Annotated in this window: 10 protein-coding genes; 7 read left to right on the top strand and 3 right to left on the bottom strand. The window is 64.0% G+C overall.

Annotated features, from left to right (window positions below):
• Positions 1-295: 295 nt before the first annotated feature.
• The 4 genes from ACTIFK_RS02295 (at position 296) to ACTIFK_RS02310 (ending at position 9,288) form a co-directional block, all read left to right on the top strand.
• A complete protein-coding gene (locus tag ACTIFK_RS02295) occupies positions 296-2,413 on the top strand; it encodes an AsmA family protein (RefSeq protein WP_439541420.1) in 2,118 nt (705 codons plus the stop codon).
• A 205-nt stretch (positions 2,414-2,618) separates the two neighbouring features.
• Positions 2,619-4,139, top strand: coding sequence for a M23 family metallopeptidase (locus ACTIFK_RS02300; protein WP_439541421.1), 1,521 nt, complete (start codon positions 2,619-2,621; stop codon positions 4,137-4,139).
• 55 nt (positions 4,140-4,194) lie between these two features.
• Positions 4,195-8,247 (top strand): M4 family metallopeptidase, encoded by a 4,053-nt coding sequence (locus ACTIFK_RS02305; protein ID WP_439541422.1) that lies wholly within the window; start codon positions 4,195-4,197, stop codon positions 8,245-8,247.
• Between the two features lie 51 nt (positions 8,248-8,298).
• Positions 8,299-9,288, top strand: coding sequence for a hypothetical protein (locus ACTIFK_RS02310; RefSeq protein ID WP_439541423.1), 990 nt, complete (start codon positions 8,299-8,301; stop codon positions 9,286-9,288).
• 688 nt (positions 9,289-9,976) lie between these two features.
• Here ACTIFK_RS02310 and ACTIFK_RS02315 read toward each other — a convergent pair.
• Together ACTIFK_RS02315 and ACTIFK_RS02320 are read right to left on the bottom strand one after the other, a co-directional pair.
• A complete protein-coding gene (locus ACTIFK_RS02315) occupies positions 9,977-10,681 on the bottom strand; it encodes a hypothetical protein (RefSeq protein ID WP_439541424.1) in 705 nt (234 codons plus the stop codon).
• A 368-nt stretch (positions 10,682-11,049) separates the two neighbouring features.
• Positions 11,050-12,114 carry a DUF3829 domain-containing protein gene (locus ACTIFK_RS02320; protein WP_439541425.1) on the bottom strand — a complete coding sequence of 355 codons (1,065 nt, stop codon included), beginning with the start codon at positions 12,112-12,114 and terminating at the stop codon, positions 11,050-11,052.
• A gap of 466 nt (positions 12,115-12,580) precedes the next feature.
• Between ACTIFK_RS02320 and ACTIFK_RS02325 the strand changes: the two genes are divergently transcribed.
• The 3 genes from ACTIFK_RS02325 to ACTIFK_RS02335 are packed head-to-tail and all read left to right on the top strand — an operon-like array spanning position 12,581 to position 15,248.
• Complete coding sequence (locus ACTIFK_RS02325; protein ID WP_439541547.1) at positions 12,581-13,720, top strand: DUF3734 domain-containing protein; 1,140 nt, start codon at positions 12,581-12,583, stop codon at positions 13,718-13,720.
• Positions 13,717-14,475: an acetoacetate decarboxylase gene (locus tag ACTIFK_RS02330; RefSeq protein WP_439541426.1), complete on the top strand. Its 759-nt coding sequence runs from the start codon at positions 13,717-13,719 to the stop codon at positions 14,473-14,475. The genes ACTIFK_RS02325 and ACTIFK_RS02330 overlap by 4 nt, the downstream gene beginning before the upstream one ends.
• Positions 14,472-15,248 (top strand): 3-hydroxybutyrate dehydrogenase, encoded by a 777-nt coding sequence (locus ACTIFK_RS02335; RefSeq protein WP_439541427.1) that lies wholly within the window; start codon positions 14,472-14,474, stop codon positions 15,246-15,248. Before ACTIFK_RS02330 ends, ACTIFK_RS02335 begins: the two co-directional genes overlap by 4 nt.
• 52 nt (positions 15,249-15,300) lie before the next feature.
• On the opposite strand, the gene otnI is transcribed toward ACTIFK_RS02335, so the two are convergent.
• Positions 15,301-16,077, bottom strand: a complete 777-nt coding sequence (gene otnI, locus ACTIFK_RS02340; protein ID WP_439541428.1) for a 2-oxo-tetronate isomerase — start codon at positions 16,075-16,077, stop codon at positions 15,301-15,303.
• Positions 16,078-16,095 lie beyond the last annotated feature (18 nt).

Here is a 16,095-nt window from a genome sequence, read left to right on the forward strand (position 1 = left end):
GCCGAACTCGTTTGGTCCGAACCTGGCCCGAGCTGGCCTGAGCGCGCGCGGCGGCGAGCTTACCCGGCGGTGGCAGTCACGATCAAGACAATCCCGGATAGCGTCTCCCGCGCGCCACGCACACGCGCCTTGGTGGCGGCTGCCGGTTGAATGCGTCGGCTGCACAGAGTATTCGCATGGGACCACGCTCCCTGGGGGGAGCGCCGCAATCGATGCTGCACGCCGGTTCGCGCACGCGCGCTTTCCCCGGATGCAGCGCTGCCGGTTGCGGTCTGAGTTGTGCGTGGAGTGCCCAATGGCCTGGCGAATTTTCCGGACCGTACTCGTCGGTGCTGTCGTGTCGGCCGCTCTGCTGATCGCGTTTCCGCCGACCGGCCTGCTCAAGGATCACTTGGCGGCCACGATCGGGACCACGCTCGGACGCAAAGTCACGATCGGCGACCTGCGGCTCAGCGTACCGCTGAAGCTCGAAAGGCCGCGCCTCAACGTCGAGCTGGACCAGGTTACGATCGCCAACCCGGAAGGAATGCCCGTCCGCGATCTGTTCACCGGACCGACCGTCAAGACGACGGTGGACCTGCTGCCGCTGCTCAAGGGCCGCGTGCGGATGGAGGCTCTCGCCTTCGTCCAGCCCACACTTGCGCTTGAGGAAGATGCGGCCGGCAACCGCAACTGGGTCTTCGCCGCCAGCCAACGCCCCGCCGCGACAGCGACCGCATCCGCTCCCGTGTCCGACTTCACGCTGCCGCCGGCGATCACGATCGACAATGGCGCCGCGACTTACCAAAGCTCGCTGACGGGCTCCAAGGCGGCGGCGAGCGCCATCACCTCGGTGCAGACGCTCGATGCGGTCTCGGGCGCGGTCACGTCGAAGGGGCAACTCGCGGCCGGGGGCGAGACGGTGACCTTCGACGTCGCGCTCGGCGACTATTCGGCGTTGACCACAGTCAAGACCACTACGCTCGTCGCACGGATGGACGCACGCCCGCTCACGGCCAGCATTTCCGGCGACGCTTCGTTTTCCACGATGGCCGAATTCAAGGGCAACGTGGTGGCGTCCACGCCTTCGCTCGTTAGCTTGGCGCAGTGGGCCGGCTCTGACGCAACGGCGTCGGGCGAGCCGCTCAGAACATCGCTCGAGGGCAAGATCGCCGCGGCAGGCGATGTCATCGCCTTCACGGAAACGGACGTGATGGTCAACACGACCAGCGGACGCTTCGACGGCACGCTCGATCTCGCGGGCGAGCGCCCGAAAATCGCAGGCGCGATTTCCAGCGACCACATCGATCTTCAGCGCCTCGCCGGCACGGCGCGGCGGCCGTCTCTCGCGCCGGAAGCGATCCAGGAGGATTTCGAACCGCTGGTGAGGCCGTCGTGGGAGCAACTGCTCAACGACCTCAACACGCTCGAGGCCGGTCCGCAGGCGGCCGCGGTAGCGGAAGCTGCTCCTTCCGCCGCGGTCAGCTCTTCGTCCGGTTGGAGCGATCAGCCCTTCAATCTCAAATCGCTGCGCACGGTCGACATGGACGTCGAGATCCGCGCGGCGGAGATTTCCTACGGCCAGCTCGATCTCAAGCAGGGGCGCGTGAAGGCCGGGCTGACCGACGGCGTGCTCGACGCCACAATCGAAGAGCTGGCGGTCGGCGAGGGCTCGGCCAAGGGAACGATCAACATCGACAGCCGCGCTTCGCCGCCGCGCGCGAAGGTGGCGCTCAATCTTTCGAAGGTCGCCGCCGAGCCGATCGTGACGGAGCTGACCGGCAAGCCGCTGCTCTCCGGCACCTCGGACGTCGTCATCAACGCGTCGGCGGCTGGCCAGAACCAGGCTCAGCTCACCTCCACACTCGACGGCAAAGCGCATTTCCAGATGGGTCGCGGCGCGCTGCGCGGATTCGACGTGCGGCGCATGATCTTCGAATGGTGGAAGAGCTGGAAGTTCGATCTCGCCATGAAGACCGGCTTCGAGCGGCTCGATGCCCAGTACGACATCAAGAAGGGGATCATGCGCAGCGAGCCCGGGTTCTCGATGGGCGGGCCCGAGGTCGAGATCAATTCGACCGGCTCGGTCAACGTGCCGGCGCGGAAGCTCAACCAGGAAATTCGCGTCAAGGCCATTCCGCCGCCGACGGCGTTTCCGATCCCCGTGCGCATTTCAGGCGATTGGTCCAAGCCGTCCGTCGGCATCGACTGGGGCGGACTGTTTTCGTCGGCGCCGGGATTGGGCGGGCCGCAGGCACTCGCCGCGTCACCTGAGCCGGCGCCCGCCAACGTGCAAGCGGCGATCCGGCGCGTACTCGCGGCCGATATCCCGCCGGAACGGCTTACGCCCGAGGCACGGCAGATGTTGCAATGGCTGCTGCCCGCGGAGGGCGCCGCACCTGAAAGCTCGACACCTGAAGGCACCACTCCGTAGTTTCACGAAGGGGCGCGCGACGCGCTCGGAAGATATTCGTCTTGATTGTGACTTAGTCGTTGGCGATCCACTTATTTTTTATGTTTCACGAACGATTCAGCGCACCGGATGCACCCGCGGTTGCGTTGCCAGAACCAGACAGTTTGGGGCATAATCGACCAGGGATCCGGATGCGTGTTTCGGCATTGGGAACGGGGGATGTCGCGTGAGAGTGGTTCGTAAGTTTGCGCTGTGCGCCGTTCCCGCATGCGCGGGGCTTCTCCTTCTCGTTCCGGGCCGCGCGCCGGCTGAAGTGAAACCCGATCTCTCGTCACGTTCGATCGACATGGCAACGCGCGCGCTCGTTGGCCGCGATCTCAGGACGTATGCCCTCGTTCAAAGCCTCGCAGGGGCGGCAACCGGAACCGGCTTCGGCGTGATGCGCGGCGGCGACGGCTCCTGCTATGGGCGGGATGCGAGTGGCAGCCTCGTTCAGCTCGCGCGTTGCAGCTTGCTGCCGCCAGAAGGCACGCCACCGGCTCCGACGCCCACCCCAACGCCGCCCGAGACGGGCGAAGGTCCGGTCACGCCGCCGGCACCGACGCCCGGCGAGCCGCCAGCACCGACGCCGCCAGAGAAAGCCGGCTTCGCCTACTATCCGCCGGGTGCACTCTACGAGCGCGACCAAGGCCGCGGGCGCGTCGACCGCTTCGTCTACATGCCGGACATGCTGTTCCCGCTGAAGCTCGCCGAAGGCCAGTACCCGCACATGAATTCCCAGATCTGGGGGTATGGCGGCGGCGGCTGGAACGGCAAGGGCGCGGCCGGCGGCAGCGACAGCGATCCGCGCAACTACGACCCGATGAAGCAGCGCGACAACTATTGCGAAGTGCGCGGCTGGGACATGCCGATGTGCCCGGGCGGTGCAGGACACCAAGGGCAGGACATCCGTCCGCCGTCCTACAAGGACAACTACTGGGAAGCCGTGGCCGCTGCCGATGGTCAGATCGTCAACGTGACGAGCAACACGACCGTGCAGCTCAAGGCCACCGACGGCACGGACTATTACTATCTCCACATGCATCCCAAATCGATCACCGTGAAGACGGGTGCGAAGGTCAAGAAGGGCCAGACGCTCGGCCGCGTCTCGCGCTACATGGGCGGCACGGTCTCGACCAGCCTGCATCTGCATTTGCAGGTGCGCCAGCGCGTCAAGGTCGGCGACAAGACGCTGCAGGTTTACGTGCCGACGTTCACGTCGCTCGTCGCCGCGCTGCGTCGCTCCAAAGGTCTGGATGCCGGCATCGACGCGGCCGGCAATCTGATCGTCGACGCCGGCCTCGAGATCGGCGCGCCGCAACCGCCGCCCACGCCGCCTGCTCCTGCGCCAGAACCCACGCCTGCGCCGACGCCTTCGCCAACACCCACGCCTCCTCCAGCGCCGGCTCCAACACCCGCGCCGGAACCCACGCCCGCGCCGCAGCCAGAACCCGCTCCGCAACCCGTGCCCGAGCCGCCTGCTCCGCAGCCGGAGCCTGCACCTGTTCCGGAACCGACGCCTGCACCGCAGCCAGAGCCACCAGCGCCTGCGCCGGAGCCCGCTCCGACACCGACGCCGGAACCGAAGCCCGCACCGCAGCCTTCGCCGGCTCCCGCACCGGCACCGGCACCCGCTCCTGAAAAGGGCTGGTGGCAATCGAGCAAAGACAATTGGAACGCTTGGTGGAACTGGGCCACGGGCCCCTGATCCGCGACGACGATCCACGACGACGCCGTTTAACGTTGAGCTAGGAGTCGCATAGATGCCGAGACATACGCCAGCTGCTGCCGTGGCGATGCTCATCGCGATTGCCGCGCCGCTTGCCGCCGCCGAAGCGCAATTGCCGCCGTCGAAGTACGACCGGCTGCAGCGCTCGCTCGAAGAGAAGTTCGCGCCGAAAAAGACGCCGCAGCCGAAGCCCTCGCAATCGGGTGGAAGCTCGAAGTCGGACGATTTCATCTACATCGAGCCCACCGACAAGGAGAAGAAGCCGACCGACCAGAAGCGCTCCGACGCCTCGTGGGGGGAACGGATCTTTGCGCTGTTCGCGTCGAAGGAGCCTGCGGCCGCAGCTGAACCCAAGGGGGCGTTCAGCCAGCAGACGGCGGAAGCCGACTCGGCGCGCGAGCCGTCGTTCTTCCGCTCGCTCTATCCGCGGAAATCACGCTCGCGTCGCGAGGCAGAGCGCGGAGAACGGCGTGTGCCCGTCGCCAAGCCGAACAGCTACGTCGTCCAGCTCAGCCCAAACGCCACCGACAAGGACATCGAGGATCTCCTCAAAAAGTATCACCTCAAGATCACCAAGATGATCGCGCCGCTCGGCGTGATCACAGTCGAGGTCGACGAAAGCGCGGCGCCCCCCGCGCCCGTGACGTCGCCCGCGCCGGGCGCCGCGCCCGAGGACAGCAAGGCTCAGCTTCAGAACGTGCTCGAGCCGCCGCTGATCCGCGACCTGCGCGACGAAAAGGTCGTCGACGGCGCGTTCGTCAACTCGACCATGCAGGCCAAGCACCTGCCGAAGAGCAAGGGCGCATCGATCGCCGTCGGCGACGAGGTGTTCTCGTGGCGCTGGCAGGCCGGCGACACCTTCGACGGCAACTGGGGCCTGAAGGCCATTCGCCTGCCGCCGGTCTGGACCATTCTCGATCGCTATCGCAAGGCGAACCCACAGGCCGTGCGGCCGAAGATCGGCATCATCGACGGCGGCTTCGCGGCGAACACGATGGTGCCGTTCGCCTCGATGCAGAACGTCAATCCGCTGGTGTTCCATACCGCGAGCTGCGGCACGCATCACGGCATGCACGTCGCCGGCATCATCGGCGCCAACCCCGGCGATCAGCCCGGCATCAACGGCATCGTGCCCGGCGCGCGCATGGACGCGATCGCGGTCGACGACAAGATCGTGGGCGACTCGGGACAGGCCGGCGTGGACGAAGGCTGGGAGGTGCACGCTCTGCTGTTCGACGACGTGCTCGCGAAGACGCTCGACTACGTCTACGCCAACCTGATGCAGCCCGACGGACTGCGCGTCATCAACGTCAGCCTCGGCTACAATTTCGTGGCGAGCGATCTGCTCGGCGACGCCAACCCGGAAGATGTGCCGGGTCTCGCCTTGCATGTCACGCATCAGGCCAATCTCATCCGGCTGATGGCCAGCCGCGTGCAAGAGCATGTGCTGTTCGTCGTCGCGGCCGGCAACGATTCCGAAGGCCGGACGACGCCGATCGACGCGAAGTGGGCCTCTCCCTTCGCCTGGGCCGGCACGCAAAAATCCGCGCAAGGGGACTCTCCGCCCAACATCGTGGTCGTCGAAGCCGTCGACCGGGACGGCCTGCGCGCGGACTTCTCCAACACCGGCGGACAGGTCGCGGCGCCCGGCGTCGATATCATGAGCACGCTCGCAGCCGACAAGGTGCCCTTCGCCGTGTGCAGCGGCACGTCCCAGGCGGCGCCGCACGTGGCCGCGCTGGCTGCGATCCTGTTCGAACTCGCGCCCGACAAGAAGCCGGCCGAGATCGCTGCCGTGCTGCGCAAGAGCGCGACGCCGCCACCCGCAGGCGCAAAGCAAGCGGCCACGATCGACGCCCTCGAAGCGGTGTACGAAGTGGCTCCGCAGGCGGCGCGGATGGTCGCGGATCTCGACGGCGACGGCGTGGTCGGGCCGAGCGACCTGGCGCTGTTCTCGCGCCAGATCGCGTCGCTCGCGGGCGCGGCGACGACCAACGCCGCATTCACCGAAGATCTCAACGGCGACGGCGTGATCGACGACAACGAATGCTTCTGGCCGCAGATCGACCTCAACGGCAGCGGACAGGGCGCGCTGACGCCGCGAGACGCGCGTCCACTCAACGGCTCAAAGCGGACGGATCTCGCCGCGATGGACTTCCTGTGGTCGGACGCCGCGACGCCGTTTGTCACGGCCATGGCGACTGCCGGCCTTTCGACGCCGCCCGAGATCTACGCGGTCGCTGAATCCGCGCCGGAGCCGGTGACGCAGTGCCGGCGTCTCGTCAATTCGACCGTTGTCGCCACTGGCCCCACTCAACCCACAGGCACGGGCGGCGGTACGCCGATCGCGGCAACGGCCGGCACGACGCCCGGCGCCGACACGAGCGACGCGAAGGCCGTGCGCAGCGAAGTCGAGGCGGCGATTGCCGAGCTCCGCAAGACGCATCCGAACCTGCACGTCACGATCAATCCGGCAACCGGATTGCCGAGCACCGTGATGGGGCTCTCGCCGCAGCCCGGAGGCACGGCCGGGCTTGGCGCGGCCAGCGGCTCGGGTGAGCTTTCCGAAGAAGAAACCAAGCGCGCCGTCGAAAGCTATTTCGGCACCGGAGGCCTCGGCACGCTGTTTCCGGCCAAGAACAAGAGCGCCAAGCAGCAGTACGTCGACCGCCGCAAGGATCCCGATTTTCCGGATCGCTATGTGGCTGAGGTGGAGCAGCGCATCGAGGGCGTGCCGGTGTTCGGATCGTCGGCCAAGCTCACGGTCTCGCGTTCGCTCGGCGTGACGAAGTACAGCGGCACGACGTCCAACGCCGCCGTCGAAACCACGACGCCGAAGATCGCCGAGGGTGAAGCGGTGGCGGCGGCGCGCGCCAAGCTCAGCGACGTCCTGCGCAGCGCACCGGACGCCTCGCGGGCGTTCCCGCTTGCGCCCGATCCGCAAAAGGCCGAGGTCGCGAAGCCTGAGCTGACCGTGTTCGACCCCGCGCTCGTCGGCAAGGCGAAGGCCGGCCCGACGCGGCTGGCGTGGCTCGTCACCATCGACTCGTTCCGCATCTTCGTCGATGCGGCGACGGGCGAGGCCTTCTACTACTACCGCGACCAGCCGTCGGGCATGCTGCGCCGGATTTACGATCTGGCGCAGACGACCACCTTCCCGGGCACGATGGGCATCGACGAGGACGCCCGCACGCGCGCCGAGAAGCTTTCCCCCGAAACGCTGATCGCGTTTCGCAACTCGGGCATCGTGCGCGACTACTTTTTCCTGACGTTCGGCCGTAACAGCTTCGACGACCGGGACGGGTCGGGCGGATCGCCGCTCGAAGCCTACGTGCAGCATGGGCGCACGCAGAACGCCTACTGGTGCACGACGAAGTCCTACGACTGCCCCAAAGGCAACGTGATGGTCTACGGGCCGGGCTACGCGGGGGCGCTCGATATCGTCGCGCACGAGATGACCCACGGCATCATCGCGCACGAAAAGAACCTGCTCTATCTCAACGAGCCCGGTGCAGTGAATGAATCCTTGGCCGACATCTTTGGCGCGCTCATCGAGCTCGACGCGAAGGGAGACGGCGGCAACTGGCTGATCGGCGAAGCCTCGCCGGGCTTCTCCGTGACGGCGCCGCTGCGCAGCCTGGCCGACCCGAACCTCAAGGACGCCAACGGCCTCTCGATGTTCAATCGCGCGGCGCGCTTTTCGCTCGCTAACCGCGGCCAGCCGGATCACTACGCCGATGTGCTCACGCCTGACGACGCCCAGTGCGGCTCGACGGCGTACCAGGACAACGGCTGCGTGCACTTCAACAGCGGCATCCTGAACAAGTTCGCCTACCTGATCTCGGAGGGCGGCACGCATCGCGCCATGACGGTGCGCGGCATCGGCCGTTACAAGCTCGCGCGCATCACCTATCGCGCCATGACGGTCGGCATGAACCAGAGCTCCACGCTCGCGCACGCGGCGAACGCCTTCGTCGAGGGCTGCTTCGAACTCGCGAGCGGGGAGATCGGCGGACTGATCCCGACCGACTGCGAGCAGGTGATCGCGTCGCAGCGCGCTGTCGGGCTCGAGATGCCGTCCTCGTGAGGGGCCAGGTTGCAGATGTCGCGGACGCTTGAGAAGCACGAGGGAGTGAGCATGACACGGGTCAATCTCGACCGCCGCCAGATCGCCGCGGGGCTTGCCGCAGCGCTGGCCGCGCCGTTCGCGCCTTGCCTCGGCCTCTCGCCCGCACTCGCGCAAACGAGCCGGGGAACATGGTCCGAGCTGACGCGGCTCGCCGAGGAAGCGCAGCGGCTCGGCCTTTCGGTTCCGCGCATGGGGCTCGCGCCATCTTCCGGAGGCGACGACTTCTCCGAGATCCAACCCGCGCTGGTGGACTTCATGGACGGTGTCAGCGCGTCCGCGCCGGATGCCCCGGGGGCGACATCCGCCGACGTCGACAGCCTGATCGACCGCGCGTCCGAGCTTCTGCGCACGAGCCGCAACGCCGAGCGCGTGCCGCGCGACATTCCGGAAGGGCCGCAGGCGACTGCCGTCACGGCGCCCAAGTTCGAGGACATCGCCGCCAGCTATCGCCAGCTGTTCGACACCTGCGTGATCCGCCCGGAAAAGCGGTCCGAGGTGATGTGGTACGTGTCGAAGATCGCCGACCCGACGCGGCGCAAAGCCTACGAGCAGGTGTTCGAGGAAACCTGCGTGCCCTGGTACGTGGTAGCGATCATTCACGGCATGGAATGCTCGTTCGATATGAACTCGCATCTCCACAACGGCGACTCGATCAAGGCGAAGACCAAGCAGGTTCCGGCCGGCCGGCCCAATCCGTGGCTTCCGCCGTCCGACTGGGTGTCGAGCGCAGTCGATGCGCTCAAGTACGACAAGCTGCACGAGCAGGCCGATTGGAGCCTGCCGCGCATCCTCTATCGCTGGGAAGGCTACAACGGCTGGCGCAGCCGGCTGCTCTACAAGATCAACACGCCGTATCTGTGGAGCTTCTCGAACCACTACACGAAGGGCAAGTTCGTGGCGGACAACGTGTGGGATTCGAACGCCGTGTCGAAGCAATGTGGCGCGGCCGTGATGCTCAAGGGGCTCGTCGAAGGCGGGCATATCGCAACGCCGGCTTAGGGGGCGCAGGACTACTCGCGCGGCGCGTTGGCCACAACAGTTCGCCTCACGCGGAAGATCGAAGCGCTTGGCGTCGTCTCAAAACAACATCCCGCTCGCCTAGCTGAAGTTGCAAAATTTTAGGATTATCGCGTGACCCCGTTCGGGTCCGTCATGCTGCGCGTGGAGGCGTCAGCATCCGCGCCGGCGTTATCACCATGCCATGTGTTGTTGATCGTTGATGGAGCCGAGTGCGAGACCCCGAAAAGTTCTAGCACCGTAGTTACGTCGTCCCCCGGGGCGGGCATCGACATCAAAAGCGCGAAAATGAAACAGCTGACGGGGATCGCTATGATCGCGTCGCGAAAAGTCGGTGTTTCACCGAGCCTCAAGCTCATTTTCATTTTTACGCAACTCCACGCATACGCCGACACGCGCCCACGACGAAATTTATGCACAGAATTTTCTTATTCAGTCAACTGACATGCAGGCAATTGCTCAGCGTGCTCACGGAGGTAGTTGCGCGCCATCGATCCGATTACTGCGAGAACGAGCCGGTTAAGACGTGGACTTGGCGAGGCCTGCCGGCGCTACTCGGTCGCCATCGTGCTAAGCGCCAAGGCTCTCAGAAGGATGGTTCGGGGCCTGGCGCGCTTGGTAAGATCCTGATCAGCAGGACCTGCCTTCAATATTGGACCGTCTGATTTCGTCACGATGCTGCCGATTCCGGGATCGCCGGCAGTTTGGCACGCCCGGCTTTGTGCCACGCGTCCCATCCCCGACATCCAAGCAGGGTTGCTAAGAAGACCAAAATTCCCAATGCTGCAGAAGCGGTCAGAAATGTAAGATTTCGCTTAACAACGACCTCCTGTTCGCCAAGCTGAAAGAGCCACCTTTTAACGGCTATCGCATTGGCATTGTTGTCATCCGCCATGTTGCGCAAGGTGGCGTAAGCAGCTGCCGCGCCGGCCGTATCAGCAAATAATGGATTGACAATCTTAGCGTACAATTGCGTGGCGACGCCATCCTGCTTCTTGTACAACTCCTGAGAATTCTTAATAACCACATCCGCGATCGCGGAGATCTTAGCAATAACACCTCTGACAGCTACTTCCCCTGAGCTGGCGCCGGAGCCAGACCATCGGATGGTTAGTCGCTTACCCTCTGTTACGTTTATCGAGGATTGCTTATCGCTCAATCCGATGCTCAGGCCCGCGAGGACCTTTGGCGGTGGATCCACGGAAAGAGATGCGGTGTGCGTCGGCAAGTATAGCGACAGCAAAATTACGAAAAATACCGCTGCAGCGATCGGAACAAGCGTCAATATCGTCCGATAGCGTTGCCCGAGTGCGAGAAGATCGGAAAGCGCAATCTCTTCGCTGGAATCGGAGAGGTGGGTGGCTCGCGTGTCCATCACAGTTGCTCCCGAATGAATTTTTTTTTAATTCGGTTCCGGTGGCTCAGCGTACGGAACCACAAAAAAATGAGGTACGCGGTCTCCCGGGGGAGGTATCGCCATCACAAGTGCGAACACCAAGCACACAACGGGAATCGCGATTACTAAGTCGCGAAACGTGGGCTTTTCACCCGGCCTAAACCGGTCCAGATACATTTTAAGCAAACCCCCGCAGACCATGGCTACCTCTGCCGTCAGAGGATTGTGCGCAGAGCAATTATCGTCAGTCAACTGGTGTCAGCTTCGGATATCTAAAATTATTGGTTGCCAATTTTTTGAAGCTACAGATGCAGTTACTCGCTCTCGCTTGGACCGAAACCTCCCCTCTACTCCAAAAACCGCAGCTGCGATTGTGCCAGTGAATTTCCATCGTTCAGCATGTCGAAATAGGCTTGTACGACCTGATTGACGAGCGGGCCTGAGCCTTCGAAATCCTTGCCCTGGTTTTGCTGCAGAGGCTTTTGCAATTCGCGCAGGGCGGCCAGCAAGGCCTGCGGCTTGTCCTTCAAGTCCTCGAGTTCTTCGGGCTTCTGCGCGGCGAATTGGTCGAATGTCTCGACAGCTTCGGCAAAGTTATCCATCGCGGGGTCGAACCGCGTCATGTCGATGACGACACCCTGAGGCGGCACCACGCCGGCGATGATTTGGTCGAACTCTTCTCCCGAACTATTGGGGCCGAGGCTCTGCATCATTTCATCGAGCGTGTCCGAGTCGATCTGTTTCGGCCGTGTTTTCGGGAACGTATCGATGACGCGGTTGGCCGCGTGCAGAACATTCGCCGCGTGCCAGGTGCGCGACCGTCCTTCCTTGGCCTCGATGGCGGCCACCTCCCTCCCTTCGACCTCGCGCATGAAGGGCCGCAACTCCTGGAGCATCGCCTCGCGCTTGGCCAGGAAGGCGTCGGCCAGGGGCACCATACGGGCGTGCAGCGCCTTGCCCTCGGCCATGCCGTCCGCTTCATAGGCTTTGCGTTCGTAATACTGGTTGGCCTCATTGAGGACCGGCGCAACCGCGTCATACGCCTCAATGTAACTCGCCATCACGGCGTCGAGCGCGGGCGTGTCGGGTTTAAGACGCGCGGCACCGCGTGCTTCCGTCAACGGGCCCGAAACGTCGTAGACTTCGTACATGCCATACGAGATGTAGCGTTCCTTCCCGGTCGGCCCGGCCTTCATGTTCACCCAGCTCGCATAGCGCTCCCAAGAGTCCCGGGCGCGTTCGGTCATCCTGGCCACTTCGATGTAGAGGTTCGCTTTCTGAATTGCCTCGTCGATGTCCTCGGCGGCGGCACAGGGCGGGGGCGCCCACGGCACGAATGCCGCCATGAAGGCCGCGATCACCATGAGGATCCGCGAAACGCGGGCACTGTGCCAAGACCGTAACGAATGCATGCGTTGCTCCCTCGGCAACTAACGACACGTGGCCACGAGCCGTCGAACCGATGCCTAGCGACAGAGTGCCAAATATTAGGGCGTAGGCAAATGGGTCAGGGGGATACGGTAACCGGCAGCCGCAGCAGTGGCCGTATGGCGCAAAATTAGCCGAGCATTTACGTCGCAGGCGGCGGGCCAGACGAAGAGGCGCTCGCACTCTGCGACGGCCGCTTCCACTCCGAAACCTTGCTCTGACCGCCGAGGACTGTGGAACAGAACCCGCCCTGCGAAGTTCTCGGGAAAAATTCCGCAACATAAAAGCAGAGACGGCCGCCGGCCCCTGCGCCGCACTCGTTAGACGTGAGGCAATCGACGTTTCGCCTCCTTGCGACGCAGCACCTGCGCCCCACATTAGATACGCCAACGTTCCATTGCCGACGGGCGGCGCTCGCCCCTAACCGTATGCGGGTTCTCACGCGTGGAGATCAATCGGCCTCGACCCGAGAAGACTGTTCTGGTCTTGCAAGGCGGCGGCGCGCTCGGCGCCTATCAGGCTGGCGCTTACGACGCGCTAGCCGCCGCCGGCCAGGTGCCGGAGTGGGTCGCGGGCGTGTCGATTGGCGCGATCAACGCGGCGCTCATCGCCGGTAACCCGCCTGAGCGGCGCGTCGCGCGATTGCGCGAATTCTGGCAGCGCGTCTCGAGCCGCCTGACAGGCATGCCGTTCGCAACCGATGATGTCTCACGCAAGCTTTTCAACGAGACGAGCGCAGCCCTGGTCGCTTCGACGGGCGCTCCTGGATTCTTCGAGCCGCGGCTTCCGCCGGCCGTGTTCATGCCTCCCGGATCTCCGCAAGCCATCAGCATCTACGACACGAACCCGCTTTACGCGACCCTCATGGACCTCATCGACTTCGATCTGCTGAACTCCGGTGCGGTCCGATTGAGCGTCGGCGCTGTCCAAGTACGCACGGGGAACTTGAAATATTTTGACACCGAAACGGGAACGATCGGTCCCCAGCACATCATGGCGAGCGGCGCGCTGCCCCCTGGATTTCCGCCGATTGAAATTGACGGCGAGCTCTACTGGGACGGCGGGCTCGTTTCAAATACGCCGTTGCAGTACGTGCTCGACGGCCGGTTTCCACGCACAGATACGTGCGTCTTTCAGATTGATCTCTTCAGTTCCACGGGTCCGACACCCGAGACGCTGTTCGATGTCTCGCAGCGCGAGAAGAGCATCCGTTATTCAAGTCGAACGCGCCTCAACACCGATCTCGTCCGCGAACTTCAGACCATTCGCCGCGCCATCCGCAGGCTCGAAAAGCGATTGCCGGACGATTTCAAAGGCTCTCTCGACTGGAAGCTTCTCAACTCCTTTGGATGCGATGCGGCAATCACGATCGTCCACCTCATTCATCGGCGCGCCGCGTACGCGACGCAGTCAAGCGACTATGAATTTTCCCGCTACACGGTCGAGGAAAACTGGCTGGACGGCAAGACCGACGTCGAGATGACGTTCCGGAATCCCGCCTGGAAAAATCGCGAGAGACCGAAGGAGGGCGTCGCCGTTCTGGATCTGACCAAGGGACTGGATGACATCCGGCCGGAAAGGACGCCATGAAAATTGCAGATGTGCGAAAGCGCGCCTACGCGATGCCACTGACCAGCCCGGCATTTCCTCCAGGCCCCTATCGGTTTGTCGATCGCGAGTACCTAATCATCACGTATCGTACCGACAGATCCGCTTTGGAAGCCGTCGTTCCCGAGCCGCTGACTTTCGACGACCCTATCGTCAAGTACGAGTTTATCCGCATGCCGGATTCAACCGGTTTTGGTGACTATACCGAGTCCGGCCAAGTCATCCCGGTCAAATTCGACCGCGTCGACGGCGGCTATACCCACGCCATGTTCCTGAATGACGGGCCGCCAATTTACGGCGGCCGCGAGCTTTGGGGCTTTCCGAAAAAGTATGCGCAGCCATCGCTCGGCCCCGACAAGGATACGCTCGTCGGCACGCTCGATTACGGAAGCGTGCGGATCGCGACGGGCACGATGGGGTACAAGCATCGGGCCATCGATCTCGCGTCCATCGCCGAAACGCTGGCAGCGCCAAACTACCTTCTGAAAATCATTCCGCATGTCGACGGCAGTCCGCGCATTCTGGAACTCGTCGACTACAGGCTCGAAGACGTGACGGTCAAAGGCGCTTGGACCGGCCCTGGCGCGCTCGACCTGCGCCCACATGCGTTGGCACCGATTGCAGACCTGCCGGTGCGCGAAGTCCTGTCTGCGACGCACATTCTCGCCGACCTCACCCTCGGTCTCGGCAAAGTCATCTTCGATTACATGGATCCAAAACAGGACAACGCGCCATGAAACTCGACGGCAAAGTCGCACTGATTACAGGCGCCGCAAGCGGCATCGGGCATCAGATCGCGAGACGCTACGTTGCGGCAGGCGGCCGGGTCGCGATCGCGGACCTCAACCTCGATGCCGCCAAGGCGGCTGCGAAAGAACTCGGCGGTGAACGCGACGCGATCGCGATCGCCATGGACGTCAGCAACGAGGATCAGGTCAACGCCGGCGTGGAAAAGGTTGTCTCGACATTCGGCACGGTCGACATCCTCGTCTCCAATGCCGGAATCCAGATCGTTCATCCGATCGAGGATTTCCCCTTTGCCGATTGGAAAAAGATCATGGCGATCCACGTCGATGGCGCCTTTCTGACGACCAAGGCGTGCGTCAAGCACATGTACAAACAGGGCTCCGGCGCCCTGATCTACATGGGTTCGGTGCATAGCCACGAAGCCTCGCCACTTAAGTCCGCCTACGTCGCGGCGAAGCACGCCATTCTCGGTCTCGGCCGCACGATGGCGAAGGAGGGCGCGGCGCATGGCGTCCGGTCCAACGTTATTTGCCCGGGGTTTGTCCGCACGCCGCTCGTCGACAAGCAGATTCCCGAGCAGGCGCACGAGCTCGGAATCACCGAAGAGCGCGTCATCAAAGAGGTTATGCTCGGCGAAACCGTCGACAAGCAGTTCACAATGGTCGAGGACATCGCCGAGGTCGCGCTGATGCTGGCCGCCTTCAAGACCAATGCACTGACAGGGGAGAGCATTATCGTGAGCCACGGCTGGCACATGAACTAGAGGCGCCGTTTTACTGCCGCCGGGGCGCGCAGCTTTTCCACTCGGCCCGACGTCATCCCAGCGTGACGCCGCAGGCGGCAGGCCAGACGAGGCCGGAGAGCGTGTCGGCGCGGGGCTTGTATTCGCAGCCGATCCAGCCCGTGTAGCCCGTGGCGTCGATGGCGCGAAAGATGGCGGCGTAGTCGATCGCCGCCAAGCTCGGCTCGCCGCGATCCGGCGGATCGGCGCACTGGTAGTGACGAGCGAGGTGCCCGAACTCGGCAATGGCCGCTTCCACGCCGCCCTCCATCATGTGGCGATGATAAAGGTCGAACTGCAGGCCGAGGTTGGGCGCGCCCACCGCCGCGATCATGTCGCGCGCGTCCGCGGTACGGGTAAGGAAATAGTCCGGCATGTCCTTCGTGTTGATCGGCTCGATTAGGAGATCGATGCCGAGCGGCGCGGCCCAGCTCGCCGCCATGCGGAGATTGTCCACGTAGGCCGCGCGCGTTGCGCCGTGGGTCGCGAGCCCGGCCATGACGTGCAGGCGGGGACAACCCAGCGCTTCGGCGTAGTTCAGCGCCAGATCGACGGCGGAGGCGAATTCGTCCTCGCGTCCGGGCAGCGCGGCGAAGCCGCGCTCGCCCTTGTCCCAATGGCCGGGCGGAAGATTGAAGAGCGCCAGGTCCAGGCCATTCGCGCCCAGCCGCGCGCGGATGTCGGCTGCCGGCACGGCGTAGGGGAACATGAACTCCACGCCCTTGAAGCCCGCTTTCGCCGCCGCCTCGAAGCGATCGAGAAACGGTAGGTCCGTAAAGAGAAAGCTGAGGTTGGCGGCAAAGCGGGGCATGGGCACTCAATCGTCAAA

This window comes from Hyphomicrobium sp., from assembly GCF_051860585.1.
Classification (GTDB): Bacteria; Pseudomonadota; Alphaproteobacteria; order Rhizobiales; family Hyphomicrobiaceae; genus Hyphomicrobium_C.

Coding starts and splice junctions, on each gene's coding strand:
- ACTIFK_RS02295 (WP_439541420.1), top strand. CDS start 296: ATGGCCTGGCGAATTTTCCGGACCGTACTCGTCGGTGCTGTCGTGTCG.
- ACTIFK_RS02305 (WP_439541422.1), top strand. CDS start 4,195: ATGCCGAGACATACGCCAGCTGCTGCCGTGGCGATGCTCATCGCGATT.
- ACTIFK_RS02310 (WP_439541423.1), top strand. CDS start 8,299: ATGACACGGGTCAATCTCGACCGCCGCCAGATCGCCGCGGGGCTTGCC.
- ACTIFK_RS02315 (WP_439541424.1), bottom strand. CDS start 10,681: ATGGACACGCGAGCCACCCACCTCTCCGATTCCAGCGAAGAGATTGCG.
- ACTIFK_RS02320 (WP_439541425.1), bottom strand. CDS start 12,114: ATGCATTCGTTACGGTCTTGGCACAGTGCCCGCGTTTCGCGGATCCTC.
- ACTIFK_RS02330 (WP_439541426.1), top strand. CDS start 13,717: ATGAAAATTGCAGATGTGCGAAAGCGCGCCTACGCGATGCCACTGACC.
- ACTIFK_RS02335 (WP_439541427.1), top strand. CDS start 14,472: ATGAAACTCGACGGCAAAGTCGCACTGATTACAGGCGCCGCAAGCGGC.
- otnI (WP_439541428.1), bottom strand. CDS start 16,077: ATGCCCCGCTTTGCCGCCAACCTCAGCTTTCTCTTTACGGACCTACCG.